Here is a 19,008-nt window from a genome sequence, read left to right as displayed (position 1 = left end):
ATAGATGAGGCGGTTAACGTTTAAATGTTAATTTATATCCTCTGCCATACCCACTCTGTTTGGGTGATTATTGAACTATTCTTCAACTATATACGTTGGCTGATAAGACGTTAAACCCGGAATGGAAAAACTGCTATTCACTTCTTTCTTTAAACGGGCTTGATTAAAACTGGTACTGTCCTGTTGCTCGGTACTGTTCTTGGCTTGTTTATCGGTACTGTCATTGGCTTTTTTATCGATATTATCATTGTAAATATATGCTTTCTTAAGAGAAACATTATTCACTTTGGCATTGAAAAAACAGGCATTTTTAAAAATCGTATCTATAAATATCGTATTGAACAACCATGCATGGTTAAACAGAATATTAGAACCTTTTGTACCAGTGAAATTAGTATTGTCAAATTTTGCAGCCGAAAAGTTTGTATTTAAGAGTTTGCATTTTGTTAAATTAGCGTTAGTAAAATTGGTATACATGCAGCTAATATTAGTAAGATCTTTGTCTGAAAGATTTTTCTCTGATAGATTGGAATTATCAAATACTGCTCCAATAATTAATGACGGAAAGAAAATCACTTTTGTGAAATCTATGTGTTCAAGATAAGCGTTACTAAGGTCACTTCCAGTAAAATTAACGCCAGTGAGAACTTTTCCGCTGAAGTTGCTGTTCCGTAGATTTGCATTTGTAAAATTTATATTAAACAAGTGGCGAACTTTACGAAAATCGATTTTTTCTAATGAGGCGTCAATAAAGGTTGCATAACGGAGATCACAATCGGTAAAATCCACGCCTTCACAGATCGTACCGGAGAAATCCGCATTTCTAAGAATGCTGCCATTAAAATTGACATTCCTTAGCGCCATTTTCGACAAGTCTATGCCGGTTAAATCCATCTCTGCTAAATTCAACCCTTCTATACACCGTTGACCCGATTCATCTTCAGGGATAGCAGTGCTAATAGTATTGATGACAACATCACCTATCTTGAAGGTCATTGTAATTCCTGCATCAGAGATAGAGACTTTTCGCGTAAGACGTTCACTGTTATCTCCAGTGATACTCTTCTGAGCAACATAAAAGCGCTCGCATGTATGGCAAAATCTTTTCCAGCTCTCATTTGGTGTCAGATTTTTGTCCGGGAGGAAATTAGCAATGCTATAAAGATCGTTCAGGACGCTACTTCTTATTTCAGGAGAGGCGCACTCTATAATTTCAGAGGTGGATATTGTATTTTTAATTTTATCTCTATTATCCGTGAGATTTCGTGATCCTGCTATATTTGGCTGCTGGTGGTTTTCTCTGTAGTATTGCAGCACATTTTCCCATTGTAAGTTTGTCAACGAGATAGTTTCAGTCTCGTTATTGTTATCCCGTATTGTTAATTGATTTTCTACTGGGTCAAAAGAAATCATGAAGTTATTCAGATGTTGATATTGATGAGTGGCATCTAATTTCACTTCAAATGAATTTGAACTTTTGCAGGCATGTGTTAAAAACTTATCACAGGGAAGGTATTGCTCTTTATCTACGTGCTGTGGGTCATTTCGCAAAACAGAGAAAATACTCTCTTTCAAATTGTTCTTGTCAATATAGATTGGTAGTTGCGCTTTTTGTTCCATTATTTTAATAAACTGCTGCAGTTGCTCGGTTTTAACATTGCAACCATGACTTATATCTTTGTGTTTAACAGTTAATACGCTTTCATTATCATCTTGTCGATTAAATATTATTTTTAGATCGCCAACTTCAAACTCATGTAAACTATTTCTTTTGGTTCTGCCGATGATTTGCTCTGTTGTTGATGAATATCGATTTAAGGTTAATTCGAGATTGTCGGGATTAGAGATAAGGTGAATAAAAAGATTCAGAACACGCTTAATCAAACCGTCATTCAAATGATTTATATCATAATTAATTTGTTTTTGTATGGTTTCAATTTCCGTGTTAATATCAAATGGTTGGTTATTTTTTTCATGGCAAGGTTTTAGTCCCGAATACATGTTGAATGCTGGGAGAATATCCTGGTATATGTTAAATGTTGAGTCCATAATTTTATCCTTGAATTGTGAAATGTTCTTCTAAATCTAAAATAATCAGGGGGTGTGGTAATCATTTTATTGCTCTATGTATAATTATGGGTTTAAGTATAATACAAGGTATATTGTATTTTAGACGCGCAATAGTAAGGTGCTATCAAAAATCGCTCATTTTGTGGATGGGAAATATTTCACATCAGGCGAGATATTTAATACAACTTCCTTCATGCAGGATTATGTGCAGCCAAATATCCGGGCGTTATATTTAAAGGTCTTATTGCCTGGTTGACGCTTCTGAATCGTAATGCACCACGCACTGCCAGTCGCTGCCCTGCTGGCAATATATCGCTTCGGTCTGCCCAGGGATCACCCATTGTATTTCCTCGCCGGGCAGACAGGTCAGCCAAATGCATAACCCGCAGCCGCCGCGTAAATCACGGGGAATATCGCTGACGCGAAAAGTCATGCCCGCTGCCTGCAACGCCTTACGGGTTTGTATGACGCCGACCGTGGAGTGAAATAAAAATAAAAACTCTTTCATCGGCGTTTTCTCACTCGTTGACCAATTACCGCTGCGCCAATTGCGCCAGCAAATTGCGCATCAGGATGGGTATTTACCGGCATTCCCAGATGAGATTCCAGCATCCGGGCAAACGTCTGGCAATGACTAACGCCACCAGTAAACAGAATCGGCGCTTCACAGGAGAGACGAGCAATGAAATTGGCACTCCGCCGCGCCATCGCGTTAATCACTCCGGCGAGAATCGCTTCTGGCGCGACGCCCGCTGAGCGCAGGCTGATCACTTCTGATTCGGCAAACACTGTGCACATACTCGTGATGGCGTGCGGTCTGACATTTTCAGTAATGCTGTCGAGTTGCTCGACGCTGGTGCCAAGCGTGCGCGAGATCACCTCCAGGAAACGCCCGGTGCCCGCCGCGCATTTGTCATTCATCAGGAAATCGCACAGGTTACCGTCATCATCAAGCTGAATCACTTTGCTGTCCTGACCACCGATGTCGATTACTGCGCGCGTTGCTGGCGCAAGAAACCGTGCGCCCAGCCCGTGACAGGAGATTTCCGTCACCTGTTTATCGGCAAAATCCACCAGTTGCCGTCCGTAGCCGGTGAGCGTCAGAAACGGCGTTGTTTCTAACCCTTCGCGCAGAGTTTCCCAGGCTTCAGTAATTGCTGTTGCCGGGCGAAAGGGTGTTGGAACGAGGAAACGGCGCGTAATCACGCCGTCTGCCAGTAAGATCCCTTTGGTGGCGGTTGAGCCGGAATCAATGCCAATCGAATATGCCACTGCCACTCCTTACAGCATCTCAATAAAGGCCGCGACACGGGTGCTGAGCTGCCCGACATCTGAGGTGGAGTAGTCTGTTTCAATAGCGATATAAGGAATGTTGTGCTGCTGACGCACATGACGTTTAATCGCCAGCGATTCCACCGCGTAGGTATGGCACGCCTGCAAAATCACATCAACTACGCCATCGACCTGATATTCTTCAACCATCTGGCTGAGCATTTGCAGGCGCTGATCGTTCGGCGAAACACAGGAGCAGCCAATCGCCAGATATTTATCCGCCAGCGCGTCGTACACATCGCCCGTTTCTGCCACGCATTGCTCGGTCGCTTTCGCCCCGGTGCAGTTTTCATAACCGACAACCCAGCCGCCATTCTCTTCAATCGCGCGCACCACTTTTTCTGCTGCGCCGCCAATCGGGCAGCCGGTGATTAAAATGCGTGGGCGCGGGTCCAGTCGCTGGCCTTCTTCCCACTGCTGACGAACGCGGGCGGTCATTGCATCCAGTTCATTGATCAACGCCTCTTTATCGAACCGGAAGGTTGCGCCGTAGACTACTTTCAGAATGTCGCTGCCGCTAAGCGCCGGAGGATTTAACTGCCCCAAATGATAAAAGTTGGCCAGTGCGCGACGTTCGCGGTTTTTCAGCACAATGGCATCGCGTAGAGCATCTTCGCTAATCTCGTGCCCAAAACGTTCTTCTACCGTTTTATGCAAGCGCAGCATCTCGGCTTTCCATAACGCGCGTGAGGCATCGTCCTTAACGCTGTTTGGCAGTTGCATCACATGAACGGGCTTAAACTCCGCCATGTATTCATACATTTTCTTTTTGCCGTCGCAGGTGGTTTCACCGACCACCAGATCAGAAAAGTAGAAGTAGGGGCATTTATCGGTTTTGCCGAAGCCGTAGCTGCTTTTAATCAGCGGGCAGAGGTTGCGCGGCAGATCTTTCTCGGCTTCTTCAATGGTTTCATCAGAGGTGGAACATAGCGAAACCACAACCGCACCGGCTGCCATCGGGATCTCTTGCGGCATAAAGGTGCAGTAGGTGCCAACCAGCGGAATGCCGCGCTCCTTGAGATCCATGACGGTTAGAAAGCCTTTCTGGCGAGCTTCAGAGAACTGATCGAAAATGGCGGGTAGATCGGTGACAAGTGACATGATTTTCCTTCCCCGTACCACGGGAGATAATGAAAAGAGGCCACATTATTACCATTCTTTTAGTGCGGTTTATTTGATCTCTCTCGCGGTTAGCCACTTAGTTTTTCATGGATTTCTAAAAATTGCCGAGGGGGAACAAAGCCGGGAGCTGCGACAGCAAATACAAAATTAGCCCAATACAACCGCCAACTAGCGTACCGTTGACACGGATAAACTGCAGATCTTTGCCAATATTTAACTCGATTTGCCGCGACATATCCCGCGCATCCCAGCTTTTTACTGTATCGCTGATGTGGCGCGTCAGGAATGCGGAAAACTCAGGCGCGACGCGGTGCGCGGCTTGTTCCAGGTGACCATTTAACGACGCCCGCAAGGCATCATCGGCAATTAACGTTTCACCAAACCATTGACCCGCTCGTGCGATACGTTCTTTCACACGAGAATCTTCACTGTTGATATCCACTTTCAGCCATTCCCGTAAATCCCCCCACAATTCACTGAGATAGCGATTAAAAGCTTCATCTTCTTTCAGATAGCTTTTTACGGCATCGGCTCGCGCTGCCATTTCCGGATCGTTTTTCAGCTTGTCGATCAGGGCGAAGGTGGCGCGATCAAACGCATGGCGGATCTGATGCGCACGATCGCGACTAATATCATCAAGCAAAGAATTCACCGCGTCAGAAACCAACTCCGCGCTATGTTCGCCCAGCCATTCAGTGGGCAAAATTTTGGCTTTCAGTGGATGCTCACTCTCCAGCCAGCGAACAATCTGCTGGGCGATAAACTTGCGCGATTTATCGCGCTGGAGAAGGGCGATCAACTGTGCGATCAGCGTATCCAGCAGCACCTGATGACGATCGTTTTTGGTCATACTCTCCAGCATCAACGCACTGGTGCCGGAAAGATCGACCTTATCAATCGCCCGATGGACTGCGCGCTTAAGCAGGCGCTGAATACGCGCATCATCGGTCAGTTCAAGAAAACCACTCATGATCTGCAACAGATGCTGACCAACGCGGCGGGCGTTTTCTGGCTGACTAAACCAGTTGCCAATCAACAACGCCGGTTCGTGACGTCGAATCAATGCCACCAGCGATTGGGTATCGAGAAATTTTTCCTGCACGAACTGACCGAGATTTTCGCCAATCCGGTCTTTATTACGCGGGATAATCGCCGTATGACGAGAAATGATCGGAATCGGCACGCGGCGAAACAGCGCCACCACCGCAAACCAGTCCGCCAGCGCGCCGACCATCGCCGCTTCAGCAATCGCCTTCACGCCGCTCACCCAAAAATTGGGTGGCAAAAACAGCGTAACGACAAAGGTAGCAGCGGCGATAAGCAGTAAAGAGAGCGCCAACATTTTGGCGCGTCTGAGTTCAATGAGTTTATTCATAACGTTAAGAATAGAGCCTGACGGCAGGATCGCGCAAAAATCACCGCTCCTCCGCCAGCTCGGCAGCCTGATGCTGGCGCACGCGATTGAGCAATCCCGCCAGGGTGAAAACGACGATAACGCCCGCTACGACGGCTAACAGATGAAACGGCAAGCGACCGCCGTTAAACCACAGCCAGCGGCCGATTTCGACCGAGACAGACATCACCATCAGGATCACCATATTCAGCGATGCGGAGACGGTCCCTTTCGGTAAGTTATTGGAAAACAGCGTAAAGCGGAATAAGGTCGGGAAGATTAAACCAATCCCGAAAGCATACAGACTGGTGCCGAGCACCGACCACAGCCAGACGTGTGGCGACAGCAAATTGCCGACAATCAACAGTGCGAGGCCGGCCAGTTGAATGGGCACGGCACGCCAGATAAACCGCGGTTCGGTCGGATCTTTGATAAATCGCGCCACGATGGTGTTGGCGACAATCACCGCGCCGAATACCGGAACCTGCGTCCAGGCGAACTGCGAAGTTGTTAAGCCGCCCGCATCGATCAGGATCACCGGCGAGACAGCCACCCAGCTCATCATTGGGATATAGCTGAGGGCGATGGTTGCCGCGCCAAAGAGGAACAGCCGGTTGCAAAAGACATTGCGAAAATCGCGCAAGACGCTTTTGGCGCTAAACGGAACCGCGCCGCGCTTCACCGTCTCTGGCATCGCCAGCAGCAAGCCGACAAATGAGATAAAACCCATAACCGCAATGATGGCAAAAAGGACTTTCCAGTGCACAAAGTGCATCAGAGCTGCGCCGGAAAGCGGGCCAATAATCGGCGCAATCAGTACGATGGAGGTGATAATCGCCATCAACTTGATCCCTTTTGTCTGTCCGAACGCCTCCTGCACCGTGACATAACCAACGGTGGCAATAAAACAGATACTGGTGCCCTGAATTGCACGCGCGATAAGAAATTGTGTCATTGACGTGGTGAACATTGTCGCGGCGCAGGCAAGGGTAAAAATTAACGCCCCGGTAATCAGCACCGGCCTGCGGCCAATCCTGTCGGAAAGCGGCCCCAGCAGCCACTGCAATGCCATGCCTCCAGCGAGATAGAGACTGACGGCAGCAGGGGCCAGACTGACATCGGCATTAAAATCACGGACCACATTAATGATCCCTGGCTGGATCAGGTCCGTCGACAGATACGCAGCAAAGTCATACAAAATCAACGCCATCGGGAAAAACAGCGTGGCGGCATGGTGGGCAAAAAAACGTGGCATAACAAACAACTCCTTGTCCGGAGAACCCCAATGGGGAAAACGAAATTCAATACCGTCGGTAATGACGAAAGGCAGGCGAGACGGGCAAATGTACTGAATTTCATGTAATCAACCACACTGCCTGTGAACATACAGACAGAGAAATACCTTCTGACTCCAGGTCAGAATGTATAACGATTACAAATAGTCATCAGCACATTACACCTCTTGAATTGATGGGTTGCATAGAAAATATACACCTTAAGTGTAATTAAAATTTGCGGTTAATCAAAAGAGTGCGGTGGAAAGGGGAATATCTGCCGGGTACAGGAAATGTAAAATGCGAGCCTGTTTCCGGAAAAATGTATCGTTTGCAGAGGAACAAAAATAGCCTGGAAAGCACCTCGGGGAACGAGAAATTGCCGGGTGAGAATGGTTTTGTTAGTCGCTACAGTCGGGCCATCTTATCTACAGGTGACGGATCGCCATGACAAACTTCACGACCAGCACGCCGCATGACGCATTATTTAAATCTTTTCTCACCCACCCTGACACCGCGCGGGATTTTATGGAGATCCACTTACCCAAAGATTTACGTGAACTGTGCGATCTCGACAGCTTAAAACTGGAATACGCCAGCTTTGTCGATGAAAAATTGCGGGCGCTACATTCCGATATTCTGTGGTCGGTAAAGACCCGCGAAGGAGATGGCTATATTTATGTGGTGATTGAACATCAGAGCCGCGAGGATATCCATATGGCCTTTCGCCTGATGCGATATTCCATGGCGGTGATGCAGCGCCATATCGAGCATGATAAACGCCGGCCGCTACCGCTGGTCATCCCGATGCTGTTTTATCACGGTAGCCGTAGTCCTTACCCCTGGTCTTTGTGCTGGCTGGATGAATTTGCCGACCCGGCTACCGCACGGAAGCTTTATACCGCAGCGTTCCCGCTGGTGGATGTCACTGTCGTGCCAGACGACGAGATTGTGCAGCATCGCAGAGTCGCCCTGCTGGAGTTGATCCAAAAGCATATTCGCCAGCGCGATCTAATGGGGCTTATTGATCAACTGGCAGTATTACTGGTTACAGGGTGCGCTAATGACAGCCAGATAACCGCGCTGTTAAATTACATTTTACTGGCTGGCGATGAAGCGAGTTTTAAAGAGTTTATCAGCGAACTAACCAGTCGAATGCCACAACACAGGGAGCGAATAATGACGATTGCAGAGCGAATTCATAATGATGGATGGCTGTTGGGAAGGGAGAGGGGGAGGAAAGAAGGGAAAGAAGAAGGGGAACAGAGCCTCCTCCGATTGTTGTTGCAGAATGGGGCGGATCCTGAATGGATACAAAAGATTACCGGACTTTCGGCGGAGCAAATGCAGGCATTAGATCAGCCCTTGCCTGAAAGCAAGCGCGATCCATGGATCGAGTACTAATCAGAGGCCGATGACAAACGCAAAGCTGCCTGATGCGCTACGCTTATCAGGTCTACATAACCCATTCAATATATTGAACTTTAAAAATTTTGTAGACCTGGTAAGGCGTTCACATGGCATCCGGCATGAACGAAGCGCATTTTGCCTAAGCCATGCTGGAACGTGGAGATGACCCTGCAAAGATAAAACGAGTCACACGCTATTCGTGAGAGGAAATCAGGGGGCTCGCCACTATTTCGAATTCATTCCATTGCCCGATACACGGCTTCGCCAATTTGCTTCAGTGCTTCGCGATAGGTTTCGCTGAGCGGCAAAGCGCAGTTGATGCGCAGACAATTACGGTATTTGCCGGAAGCTGAGAAAATCGAGCCTGCCGCCACCTGGATTTTCATGCGGCACAGCTGCCGCGCGACGCAGACCATATCGACCTGTTCAGGCAATTCTATCCACAGTAAAAATCCGCCTTTCGGGCGCGTAATACAGATTTCGCAGGGAAAATATTCCCGTATCCAGCAGGTATAAAGTGCCAGATTGCGCTGATAATTCTGCCGCATCCGCCGGATATGGCGATGATAGTGACCTTCCAGCACAAACGTTGCCGCCGCCATTTGCGTGGACGGCACATTAAAGCTGCTGATGGCATATTTCATATGCAGCAGTTTATCGTGATAACGCCCCGGTGCGACCCAACCCACGCGCAGGCCTGGAGCAATACTTTTACTGAACGAGCTGCACAACAGCACTCGCCCGTCGATATCCCAGGAATGAATGGTCCGCGGGCGCGGATACTCCGTTGCCAGTTCGCCGTAGACATCATCTTCAAAAATCACAATATCATGACGCTGAGCGAGAGAGAGAACGGCCCGTTTGCGCGCGTCCGGCATAATAAATCCCAGCGGATTATTACAGTTTGGCACCAGAATGATGCCTTTAATCGGCCACTGTTCCAGCGCCAGTTCCAGCGCTTCAACGCTGATGCCTGTTTCTGGATCGGTGGGGATTTCAATCACTTTCACGCCCATGCCACGCAGCATCTGCATCGAACCGTAATAACAGGGGGATTCGACCGCGACAATATCGCCCGGTTTACACACCGCCATTAACGCCAGCGACATCGAGTTATGGCAGCCGCTGGTAATGATGATGTCATCGGCGGTGACTACCGAGCCGCTGTCGAGCATCAGGCGGGCAATCTGCTCGCGCAACACTCGCTGACCGGCTAACAAGTCATAACCGAGAACGGTTTGCAGATTATGCTGCACCACCCGGCTTAGCTCCCGCCGCAGCGGTTTCAGTCTGGGCGTTTCGACATCCGGCGTGCTTTTACTTAACGGAACAATGGAACTGTCGCTATGCGCCTCCAGCATATCCAGCACCTGATCCCACTGGGTAATTTCCACCGGGCGCTGCACCGGACGCGTCATCGGCGGTACTGGCGGCTGGGCTTTACGTTGTGCGACAAAATAACCCGAACGCGGCTGCGGAGTGATGAGCTTCATCGTCTCCAGCGTCTGGTACGCCTGCTGCACGGTGCTAATACTGACGCTGTGCTCCTGACTCAAGCTGCGCACCGACGGCAATTTCTCCCCGTGACGATACAGCCCTTGCTCAATCCGCTCGGCAAGCAGAGTCGCCAGATGTTGATAACGCGTCATGCTGTATTCCTTATTTGGACCATACAGAGGGAAAAACCGGTACAGATGAGGCTAAAAAACCGGATGCAGATGCTGTTTTAACCTGTCTGTATGTTAAATAAAACTAATATTTGCATCTGTATTGTGAACTGCCAGAAGGCGGATGATGAAGCCTCTGAAAGATGAGGAGGCAGCAGATGGAATTTCACGAAAACAAAGCCAAAACGCCGTTTATCAGACTTGTGCAACTCTGGCAGGCGGTGAGGCTTTGGCGGCGGCAAATGCAGACCCGACGAGTGTTACAGCAGATGAGTGATGAGCGGTTGAGGGATATTGGGTTACGCAGGGAGGATGTGGAGTGATGGGGCAATTCCCCTTCCCGTATGGGGAAGGGGAGAGAAACTTAGCGTGGCGTTTTGCTACTAATCACCCCAATAAAATCCTGCACCTGCCTTTGTTTACGCGCCGACAACTTGCACACCTGGCGCAGTGACTGCATCAGTTCGCTCTCTTCGGCGGCGGGTGGGTGGGCGGTGAGGACAATACAGCCTTCCATCACTTTGACATCTACCGCCGTGCCGGTAGCAAAACCGGCGGTTTCCAGCCACTGACCTTTCAGGGTGATGGCGGGAATACGGCTGTAATCCGGGTAGCGGCTCGCATAACTCACGGTTAATTGACGGTTATTTGCCGGGGAGACTTCTGCTTCGAACGGTTGTGCAATAGAATGCGTGTCAGTCATGATTACTATTCTCGTGAAATAGGGATTGTGATGAGCGGTGCGGGTGTGTTGGCGCACATTCGCACCGCGCTAAATACCTGGATATATCATCAGTAAATACAGGGAAAGTCCAGCTAAAAATAGAAAATAATAAAAGCGTTACTGGAAAGATCTGGAAGAGAAATTAACGTTAATTCAGAATGGCCGGATAACAAAGTGTATCCGGCCTTCATAATTAATTTAAAGCACTCATATGATGTTCTTTAAAATTCTCTGCCTGTGCCAGCACACCCATATAAACATCATCATTCGCTACTGGCGGGAACTTATGCTTGTGTAGAAGCAGAATAAGTTCAACTTTCAGTTTCGCTTTAATATCATCGCGTTTACTCCAGTCAGGATATTTCGATGTGTTGTCAACAACGCTTTTCATCTCTTTTGCCAGTGACAGCATTTTTTCATCGTCATAGGTGAACTGATATTTATCGCGCATATGAGCAAGAATGTCGAAAAAGGCTTTTTCTTCAATATCAATGCCTAAATCGGCCCAGGTGCCCATTTCGGTTTTAATATCATAGATAATATCAATCATTTCCTGACTGAATGTATCGAATTCTTCACCGTTGAGTACATCATCTTCTCGCTGCTCATTATAACGATCTATAATCGCCTGGAAGCGGCGGGTGAAGTTAATCCCTTGCAACTGGTTCACTTTCCTGAACTCGCTGATCGCTTTTTCCAGTAATTTTTGTAATAACAGGATCTTCGTTGCTGGAAGTTTGATCTTGTTAATTCGCGCCAGATAATCTTCGTCAAAAATATCGATAGATTCCGCTTTTTTGTCGCCAGAAAAATAAATTTCTTCCATCCCATCAGCTTTTAACGCTTCGGCAATCATTTTTTGCGGCGTGCTTCAAACTTATCGCTGATGAGTTTCTGGAGCACGAGGCTTAACACCACGTGCTTGTATTCGGAGGACTCAACGCTACCACGAAATTGGTTTGTGGTATCACATAATGTTTCTTCAGAGCTTTTCTTTGCTTTGGCTTTTTTAGTTGGTGCTTTGACCACGATGAACTCCGTATTGTAATGGTAGAGGCGGCAGATTTCGCCCTTTAATCCATCTCCAGCTCATCAAACAACTGCAAATCCACATCCAGCAATTCCACTGCATTGCTGCGGCGAATGCCGACGTTATTTTCGATTAACAGTTCCAGTAAACGATCGCCGTCGATAAGCGTAATGGGCGCGGCACCCGGAAAGAGCGCCGCTTCTGCACATTTCGCCGCAAATTTCCCGGTGGTGATGAGCGTACCGCGAATGGCTTTGTGGTAAGGCAACGCCCCGCGCAACTGGTCGATATACGGGCGAGTGATAGTGTTCTGCATTCTTTTGACCTGCACCACTTCGGTAATAGTGGTGATGCCGACCTGCACCTGACCAATCACGTCCACACCTTTGTCGCCTGAGGCTTTGGTCACTTCGACCTGCTCGTAGCCCATTGCTTCCAGTAATTGACCAACCAGTTGCTCAAATTTGTACGGGTTCATCGTGCTGATTTGTTCGCGCAGCAGCTCTTTTTGCTGTTCGTTATAGCGTTTTACCGCTTCCAACAGCTCTTTACGCGGATCGCTTTTTCGTGCTGGCAACGCTTTTCCAAGCCAGGCGCGCCCGGTATCGGTGATGCGATAGCTCATGCCTTCACGGTTAACCATGTCACGGTCGATAAGGTTATAGAGACGGGAGTAGAGCGTGCTTTTCACTGAACTTGCTGACGCGAATTTCGAATGCTGATGCAAAAAGGCCTGCCATTCCGGCAATAAATCGGCGCGGCGCGACATTTCCCGGCCAGCCAGCAGCTCAAGCAGTTGCAGAATGCCTTCCTGGTCGTCCAGTGAACGCAGCGTTTTTTCGTCATCTTGCAGGAATTTTTGCCCGCGCGAGGTGGGCTGCCAGATATCATCTGGTGTGCTTTCCATCAGCTCAAACTGGGGATAGTTGAGGAATAAGTAGCAGCCGTAGCTGTGGCGCGGGTTCAAGATGTGATTATCGGTATCCCAAATACGACGGGCGATGTCGGCATCTTCACCCGTTAAGCGCTCGCTGATCCACAGGTCGGGTTCTGACCAGTCAACGGGTTTTTGCGGCGTACCGGTTTGCTCGTGAATGGCAGTAATCATATTGCGCACCGCTTTCAGGGAATAGCCTGAGACGGCTTTCATCATAGCCTTAACTTGCGCATAGGTAGGAAAAAGCGGGGTAATGACTTTGTAGTTTTTCACGGTAATCCCTTAACGACAGCGAGGTGTTTAGTGTGCCATGTCAGGCGAGAAATTCTATTGGATGAATCAAGTCCAACTCACTCATTGTCAATTTCATGGTTGATTATCCAAAACGTGATGCTATTTCCAACATCAACGCTATAATTGCAGAATAATTGTAGATACATTTTTGTATATACAATTAGGGATGGCAACTATGCCAATGGAGTTTGAATGGGATGCAAACAAGGCCAAAAGTAATCGGGTGAAACATGGCATCCGCTTTGAAGATGCGGTGTTAGTGTTTGATGATCCACAACATTTGTCACAGCAAGAACGCATAGAAAACGGTGAGTATCGCTGGCAGACAATCGGCCTGGTTTACGGCATCGTGGTTATTCTGGTTGCGCATACCATCCGTTTCGAAAGCGGAAATGAAATTATTCGAATCATCAGTGCACGAAAAGCAGATCGTAAAGAGAGGAATCGCTATGAGCATGGTTAAACATAAACGAGGGACCTCCTCTACACTCGATGTGCAGCATGAGGCCGAACTGAAGGCGCTGGCGAATAAATCCGACGAAGATATTGATTACAGTGATATCCCACCTTCCAGCGATGAGCAATGGTCTAACGCAGAACGCGGTAAGTTTTATCGGCCATTGAAAACTCAGGCCTCGGTGCGTATTGATTCTGATGTGATGGAATGGTTGAAGCGACCAGGTAAAGGCTATCAAACTCGCCTGAACGCAATTTTACGTGAAGCGATGCTGCGCGATCAGAACAAAAAATAATTCAGGCCGCCACATGGCGGCCATCATCCAAAATTACTTCCTCAACCCCGCAAACGCCGCCCGAATCTCTTCCTCCGGCAACTGAATCCCGATAAACACCATCGTGCTATGCGGTTTTTCATCGCCCCACGGCCTGTCCCAGTCGGCGCTGTAGAGGCGCTGGACGCCCTGGAACAGCAGGCGGTTAGGTTCGCCGTCAATCCACAGCATCCCTTTGTAACGCAGCAGTTTATCTGCCGATTCCAGCAGCAGGTTTTCCATCACGCGGGAAACTTCGCTGATATCTACCGGGTAATCCAGTTCCACCACAATCGACGAAATATCGTTTTGTTTATCCGCGATAAAGTGGAAACGCGGTTTGGTGCTGACGACGTTCTCTTCCAGCATAAAACCGTTGGTGTTGAACAGCAGGCCCAGGTCGATGTCGCCGTGGGTGACGGTGTAGATCGGTGCACGGGCGTTGATGCGCGCCAGGCGTTCACGCAGTTTTTCTGCTTCGCCTGCGACGTCGGTTTTAGTCAGCAGAATACGGTCGGCGTAGCCAACCTGTGACTGGGCGATGGTGAACTGGTTCATCTGCTCATCGGCATGTACCGCATCCACCAGCGCAATCACGCCGTCCAGCAGGTAGCGCTGGCATAAAATCTCATGGGAGAAAAAGGTCTGAATAATCGGGCCGGGATCGGCCATGCCGGTGCATTCAATGACCAGACGGTCGAACTGAATATTGCCCTTGTCGAGATTATCCAGCAGGTCGAGTAGTGCGTCTTCCAGCTCGTTGGAGCGCGAACAGCAGATGCAGCCGTTGGTCAGCGTTTTGATCTGCGTGGCGCGGTCGCCAATCAGTTGATCATCAACGGAGACTTCGCCGAATTCGTTTTCAATCACGGCAATCTTGTAGCCGTGCTGTTCGTTAAGAATATGGCGCAGCAGGGTAGTTTTGCCCGCGCCTAAAAAACCGGTGAGTAGGGTAACTGCAATCGGGTTCATGCTCTCTCCGTTAACAACAGCGCATACCGCCTTTACCATCGCCGCCGTAGCGTGCGTTCTGGCGTTCGCGGAAGAATTCTTCATAGCTCATGTACGGCTTGTCGGGATGGTTGGTCTTCATATGCTCGACGTAGTTGTCGTAGTCTGGAATGCCAATCAACATCTTCGCCGCCTGGCCGAGATATTTTTTTGCCTGTCCTAAGTTACCAAACATAGTTCACTCTGATAAGAACAAAGCCCCGCCGAAGCGGGGCTAAACACGGTTAGTGGTGCGAAGAGATCTTCACGCCGCCTTCCGGGATTGGAACGTACGGAGTTTCTTTGTCAGTACGTTTGTCGCTGTTACGCACCTTCAGCCAGGTTTTGAAACCGTAGAAGATGATGCTGTACACCACGATCAGGAACAGAATACTCAGGCCCGCGTTGGTGTAGTTGTTCACCACGATGTGGTTCATGTTGGCAATCTGCTGTGCCGTCAGGTCAGTACCGTTAGCAATCTTCTCTTTGTACTGGCTTGCCATGTAGAAGAAGCCTTCCATCTGCGGGTTGGTGCTGAACAGTTTCAGGCCCAGCGCCCAGGTGGTGCAGATAAGCAGCCATACAGCCGGAACAACAGTTACCCAGATGTATTGGGTGCGCTTCATCTTAATCAGCACAACGGTGCCCAGTACCAGTGCTACGGCTGCCAGCATCTGGTTGGAGATACCGAACAGCGGCCACAGGCTCTTAACGCCGCCCAGCGGATCGACCACGCCCTGATACAGCAGGTAGCCCCACAGACCCACACAGCCCGCAGTACCGATGATACCGGCAACCAGAGAGTCGGTTTTTTTCAGGAACGGGATGAAGTTACCCAGCAGGTCTTGAAGCATAAAGCGACCAGAACGGGTACCCGCATCCAGCGCGGTCAGGATGAACAGGGCTTCGAACAGAATACCGAAGTGATACCAGAAGCCCATGTCAGCCATCGGCAGCACTTTGTGGAACACGTGAGCGATACCTACCGCCAGCGTCGGCGCACCACCTGCACGGTTCAGGACAGAAGGCTCACCAATATCTTTCGCTGTTTGCAGGATCTGCTCTGGCGAAATCACGAAGCCCCAGGAGCTGACGGTCGCTGCCGCGTGTGCGGTAACGTCTTTCAGCTGCGCCATGATGATCGGCGCGTTCTCGCCACCCATTTCATGCAGGTTAGGCATGGTGATGCCAAGGCCAGCAGGCGGGGTGTTCATCGCGAAGTAAAGACCCGGTTCGATGATGGACGCAGCAACCAGCGCCATAATCGCCACGAAGGACTCCATCAGCATTGCGCCGTAGCCAATGAAACGCGCGTCGGTTTCGTTAGCCAGCAGTTTCGGCGTCGTACCGGAAGAGATCAGCGCGTGGAAGCCAGATACCGCACCACAGGCGATGGTGATGAACAGGAACGGGAACAGAGCGCCTTTCCACAGCGGGCCAGTACCGTCAATGTACTGGGTCATCGCAGGCATTTTCAGTTCCGGGTTCAGCACCACGATACCCAGCGCCAGGCCGACGATAACGCCGATTTTCAGGAAGGTTGCCAGATAGTCGCGCGGTGCGAGGATCAGCCACACTGGCAGCAGTGCGGAAACAAACGCATAGCCAATCAGCGCGAAGGTAATGGTGGTGTCTTTAAAGGTCAGTGCCGGACCCCAGTACGGATCGTGAGCAATCACGCCACCGAAGTAGATAGAGGCAACCAGCAGCACGATACCAATGACAGAGACTTCACCCACACGCCCCGGACGAATAAAGCGCATGTAGATACCCATAAACAGCGCAATCGGTACGGTTGAGCAAACGGTGAAGACACCCCACGGACTTTCGGCCAGGGCTTTAACCACAATCAGCGCCAGGACGGCAAGGATGATGATCATGATTAAGAAACAGCCAAACAGCGCGATAGTCCCCGGTACTGGTCCCATCTCTTCTTTGATCATCTCACCGAGAGATGCGCCGTTACGGCGAGAGGAGATAAACAGCACCATAAAGTCCTGTACCGCACCGGCCAGCACTACCCCCGCCAGCAGCCACAGCGTGCCAGGCAGGTAGCCCATCTGCGCGGCGAGAACCGGACCAACCAGCGGACCAGCACCGGCGATAGCGGCGAAGTGGTGACCAAACAACACGTAACGGTTGGTCGGAACATAGTTCAGACCGTCGTTGTTAATAACCGCAGGCGTCGCGCGCGTGGGGTCGAGTTTCATCACCTTCTGGGCGATGTACAGACTGTAGTAGCGATAAGCCACCAGATACACCGACACAGAGGCGACCACGATCCACAGGGCACTGACGTGCTCCCCCCGACGTAATGCAACTACCGCGAGGCAGAATGCACCGATGATTCCGAGAATCACCCAGGGTATGTGCTTGAATATCTTTTTAGTATCCATAGTAAAACCTGGCATGTATTGATTAATAGTTGGCCGAAGCCGTTCTAGGTTTGCGTTGCGTTTGAGGAGGTAAATTGACCGCTATCCTGCAGTGATGTTGCCAGAGTTACGCGCGCGTAAAGTAAGGTAAATAACTGAGTGGTTATTTTAGGGATGTAAGCGGTCAGGAATGGCGGTGAGCGGTTGGGCAAGAATTATTCGTCGGGTGGATATGTGATTGAGATCACAATAAAAATGCCCCTTCGATAATTAACCGAAGGGGCGTTCTTAGAAGAGAGTGTCTAATTCTGCCAGTACGTTGTAGTCGTCATCAGTCAATAACAACGTTTTCCATTTGTCGAAGGTCAGGCACGGATGCGATGTGCCAAACACCAGAATATCCCCCACTTGCACGTCGCTATTAGCTGACAGTTGCAACATGCAGTGCTGATCCATAATACCTGTACTGCGAATCGCCTGTGGATCAAATGCCAGTGATTTGCCGTTGCGGTAGTGGGCGACTGGTTGCGGCAGTCCGGCGTCGAAGGCGCAATCACGCTTACCAAAATTTACCACCGCACGATCAGCTTCCGGCACCGATTGCACCATGGCGACCAGTTCCAGCGCAGATGTGAGATCGCCTGCCAGATCGCAGGCCACAGGATCACGGGCAAGCAACTGTTGTTGTGCCGCGTCGTAGATCCCGGTGTCGTGAGTGATGTAGCAGCCAGGGCGAATAACAATGCGGCAGTTATCAGGCTTTTCTGCCGCCAGCCAGATATTGCACACCACGTCATACCAGACCGTGCCTGCTCCGGTGAGAATAAACTCGCCATCAACCAGACTTGCCATATCACAGGCCAGTTGTGCGGCATCCCGCAGCAGAGCTTCTACCTGCGGTTGTGGATCGTCACCGTGTAAAACGCCTTCATATAACTCAAGCCCCCGCAGGCGTAACCCCGGTAATTGGGCTGCCTGTTTAGCCAGTGTCAGTGCGGCATCCCTTGAGCGGCAACCACAGCGCCCGCCGGGGACACCCAACTCAATCATCACGTTCAGTGTCTGTTGCTGACTGGCAAAAAAGGCAGACAAAGCGCGGGCGTTCTCAATGCTGTCGATACAGCAGATAAAATCGACCGTCGGGTAATGTCGTTGCAACTGGGCAATCAACTGCATATTCGCCTTGCCGACCAGCTGGTTAACCATCAGCACTCGCTGAATACCGCTCGCCATTGCCGCACCAGCCTGCCATGCGCTACCGACACCTATTGCCCAGGCACCAGCCGCCTGCTGCGCCTGAAAAATCCACGGCGTCATGGTGGTTTTACCGTGCGGTGCCAGTGAAACGCCGCGCGCGTCAGCGTAGCGTTGCATCCACGTAATGTTGTTCTCCAGGGCCTGCTTTTTAATGATCGCGGCAGGTAAACAGACATCTTCGGCAAGGAGATTTGCGGGCATTTGCATCAGGGCAGATTTATGGGGAACCAGAGGTTCTGAGTGGTATTTCATAACATTTACCTTTTAAGTTTTTCACCGTATCGGATGTGAGTATCATTTGTAACTAAATGAAATATAAATATTTAGTTTATTTATCTTATTATTTATGAATAAAAGTATCAT

General features: G+C 49.6%; 17 protein-coding genes and 2 pseudogenes. 4 read left to right on the top strand and 15 right to left on the bottom strand.

From position 1 onward, the window contains the following. Window positions 1–75: 75 nt before the first annotated feature. The 6 genes from ACJHX7_RS15500 to mdtM all read right to left on the bottom strand — a co-directional run bounded on the left by ACJHX7_RS15500 (window position 76) and on the right by mdtM (window position 7,172). Window positions 76–2,049 (bottom strand): pentapeptide repeat-containing protein, encoded by a 1,974-nt coding sequence (locus ACJHX7_RS15500; RefSeq protein WP_094030258.1) that lies wholly within the window; start codon window positions 2,047–2,049, stop codon window positions 76–78. A gap of 262 nt (window positions 2,050–2,311) precedes the next feature. After that, on the bottom strand, window positions 2,312–2,578 hold the full coding sequence (locus ACJHX7_RS15495; RefSeq protein WP_000657671.1) for a DUF3343 domain-containing protein: 267 nt from the start codon (window positions 2,576–2,578) through the stop codon (window positions 2,312–2,314). Then, window positions 2,575–3,342: a putative 2-hydroxyacyl-CoA dehydratase activator YjiL gene (yjiL, locus tag ACJHX7_RS15490; RefSeq protein WP_032172284.1), complete on the bottom strand. Its 768-nt coding sequence runs from the start codon at window positions 3,340–3,342 to the stop codon at window positions 2,575–2,577. The genes ACJHX7_RS15495 and yjiL overlap by 4 nt, the downstream gene beginning before the upstream one ends. A gap of 9 nt (window positions 3,343–3,351) precedes the next feature. Continuing rightward, the gene (locus ACJHX7_RS15485) at window positions 3,352–4,503 is read right to left on the bottom strand and encodes a double-cubane-cluster-containing anaerobic reductase (protein WP_094030257.1); all 1,152 of its coding nucleotides are present in this window, start codon (window positions 4,501–4,503) and stop codon (window positions 3,352–3,354) included. Between the two features lie 115 nt (window positions 4,504–4,618). Further along, window positions 4,619–5,899, bottom strand: a complete 1,281-nt coding sequence (locus ACJHX7_RS15480) for a DUF445 domain-containing protein (protein ID WP_001037380.1) — start codon at window positions 5,897–5,899, stop codon at window positions 4,619–4,621. 40 nt (window positions 5,900–5,939) lie between these two features. Next, window positions 5,940–7,172: a multidrug efflux MFS transporter MdtM gene (gene mdtM / locus ACJHX7_RS15475; RefSeq protein WP_410231651.1), complete on the bottom strand. Its 1,233-nt coding sequence runs from the start codon at window positions 7,170–7,172 to the stop codon at window positions 5,940–5,942. A gap of 466 nt (window positions 7,173–7,638) precedes the next feature. Between mdtM and ACJHX7_RS15470 the strand changes: the two genes are divergently transcribed. Next, on the top strand, window positions 7,639–8,595 hold the full coding sequence (locus ACJHX7_RS15470; RefSeq protein WP_094030255.1) for an Rpn family recombination-promoting nuclease/putative transposase: 957 nt from the start codon (window positions 7,639–7,641) through the stop codon (window positions 8,593–8,595). Window positions 8,596–8,837: 242 nt separating this feature from the next. Here ACJHX7_RS15470 and ACJHX7_RS15465 read toward each other — a convergent pair whose 3' ends face one another. Then, the gene (locus ACJHX7_RS15465; RefSeq protein ID WP_410231649.1) at window positions 8,838–10,250 is read right to left on the bottom strand and encodes a PLP-dependent aminotransferase family protein; all 1,413 of its coding nucleotides are present in this window, start codon (window positions 10,248–10,250) and stop codon (window positions 8,838–8,840) included. Window positions 10,251–10,426: 176 nt separating this feature from the next. Between ACJHX7_RS15465 and ACJHX7_RS15460 the strand changes: the two genes are divergently transcribed. After that, window positions 10,427–10,591, top strand: coding sequence for a DUF1127 domain-containing protein (locus ACJHX7_RS15460; protein WP_094030253.1), 165 nt, complete (start codon window positions 10,427–10,429; stop codon window positions 10,589–10,591). Window positions 10,592–10,632: 41 nt separating this feature from the next. Here the strand turns inward: ACJHX7_RS15460 and symE are convergent, their stop codons facing one another. The 4 genes and pseudogenes from symE to ACJHX7_RS15440 form a co-directional block, all read right to left on the bottom strand. Beyond that, the gene (gene symE / locus ACJHX7_RS15455; RefSeq protein ID WP_094030252.1) at window positions 10,633–10,971 is read right to left on the bottom strand and encodes an endoribonuclease SymE; all 339 of its coding nucleotides are present in this window, start codon (window positions 10,969–10,971) and stop codon (window positions 10,633–10,635) included. Window positions 10,972–11,185: 214 nt separating this feature from the next. Beyond that, window positions 11,186–11,854: pseudogene (locus ACJHX7_RS15450) on the bottom strand (type I restriction enzyme endonuclease domain-containing protein); the annotation flags it as partial. Beyond that, a pseudogene (locus ACJHX7_RS15445) lies at window positions 11,848–12,021 on the bottom strand (type I restriction-modification system subunit M N-terminal domain-containing protein); the annotation flags it as partial. The pseudogenes ACJHX7_RS15450 and ACJHX7_RS15445, both read right to left, overlap by 7 nt. 44 nt (window positions 12,022–12,065) lie before the next feature. Continuing rightward, entirely contained in the window at window positions 12,066–13,232 is a 1,167-nt protein-coding gene (locus tag ACJHX7_RS15440; protein ID WP_000800823.1) for a restriction endonuclease, read from the bottom strand. Between the two features lie 196 nt (window positions 13,233–13,428). Between ACJHX7_RS15440 and ACJHX7_RS15435 the strand changes: the two genes are divergently transcribed. Next, window positions 13,429–13,716, top strand: coding sequence for a BrnT family toxin (locus tag ACJHX7_RS15435; protein WP_001131965.1), 288 nt, complete (start codon window positions 13,429–13,431; stop codon window positions 13,714–13,716). Continuing rightward, a complete protein-coding gene (locus ACJHX7_RS15430; protein ID WP_000063158.1) occupies window positions 13,703–14,005 on the top strand; it encodes a BrnA antitoxin family protein in 303 nt (100 codons plus the stop codon). Before ACJHX7_RS15435 ends, ACJHX7_RS15430 begins: the two co-directional genes overlap by 14 nt. A 33-nt stretch (window positions 14,006–14,038) precedes the next feature. On the opposite strand, the gene yjiA is transcribed toward ACJHX7_RS15430, so the two are convergent. The 4 genes from yjiA to ACJHX7_RS15410 form a co-directional block, all read right to left on the bottom strand. Next, window positions 14,039–14,995, bottom strand: coding sequence for a GTPase (gene yjiA, locus ACJHX7_RS15425; RefSeq protein WP_053292465.1), 957 nt, complete (start codon window positions 14,993–14,995; stop codon window positions 14,039–14,041). A 10-nt stretch (window positions 14,996–15,005) separates the two neighbouring features. Next, on the bottom strand, window positions 15,006–15,209 hold the full coding sequence (locus tag ACJHX7_RS15420) for a YbdD/YjiX family protein (protein ID WP_000467859.1): 204 nt from the start codon (window positions 15,207–15,209) through the stop codon (window positions 15,006–15,008). Window positions 15,210–15,258: 49 nt separating this feature from the next. Beyond that, a complete protein-coding gene (gene btsT, locus ACJHX7_RS15415) occupies window positions 15,259–17,409 on the bottom strand; it encodes a pyruvate/proton symporter BtsT (RefSeq protein WP_001314407.1) in 2,151 nt (716 codons plus the stop codon). Between the two features lie 267 nt (window positions 17,410–17,676). Then, window positions 17,677–18,897 carry an amino acid deaminase gene (locus ACJHX7_RS15410; RefSeq protein ID WP_001561360.1) on the bottom strand — a complete coding sequence of 407 codons (1,221 nt, stop codon included), beginning with the start codon at window positions 18,895–18,897 and terminating at the stop codon, window positions 17,677–17,679. Window positions 18,898–19,008: the final 111 nt, after the last annotated feature.

This window comes from Escherichia sp. WS1451, from assembly GCF_046487365.1.
GTDB classification, from domain to species: Bacteria; Pseudomonadota; Gammaproteobacteria; order Enterobacterales; family Enterobacteriaceae; genus Escherichia; species Escherichia coli.
This window is presented reverse-complemented; position numbering and strand designations above follow the sequence as displayed.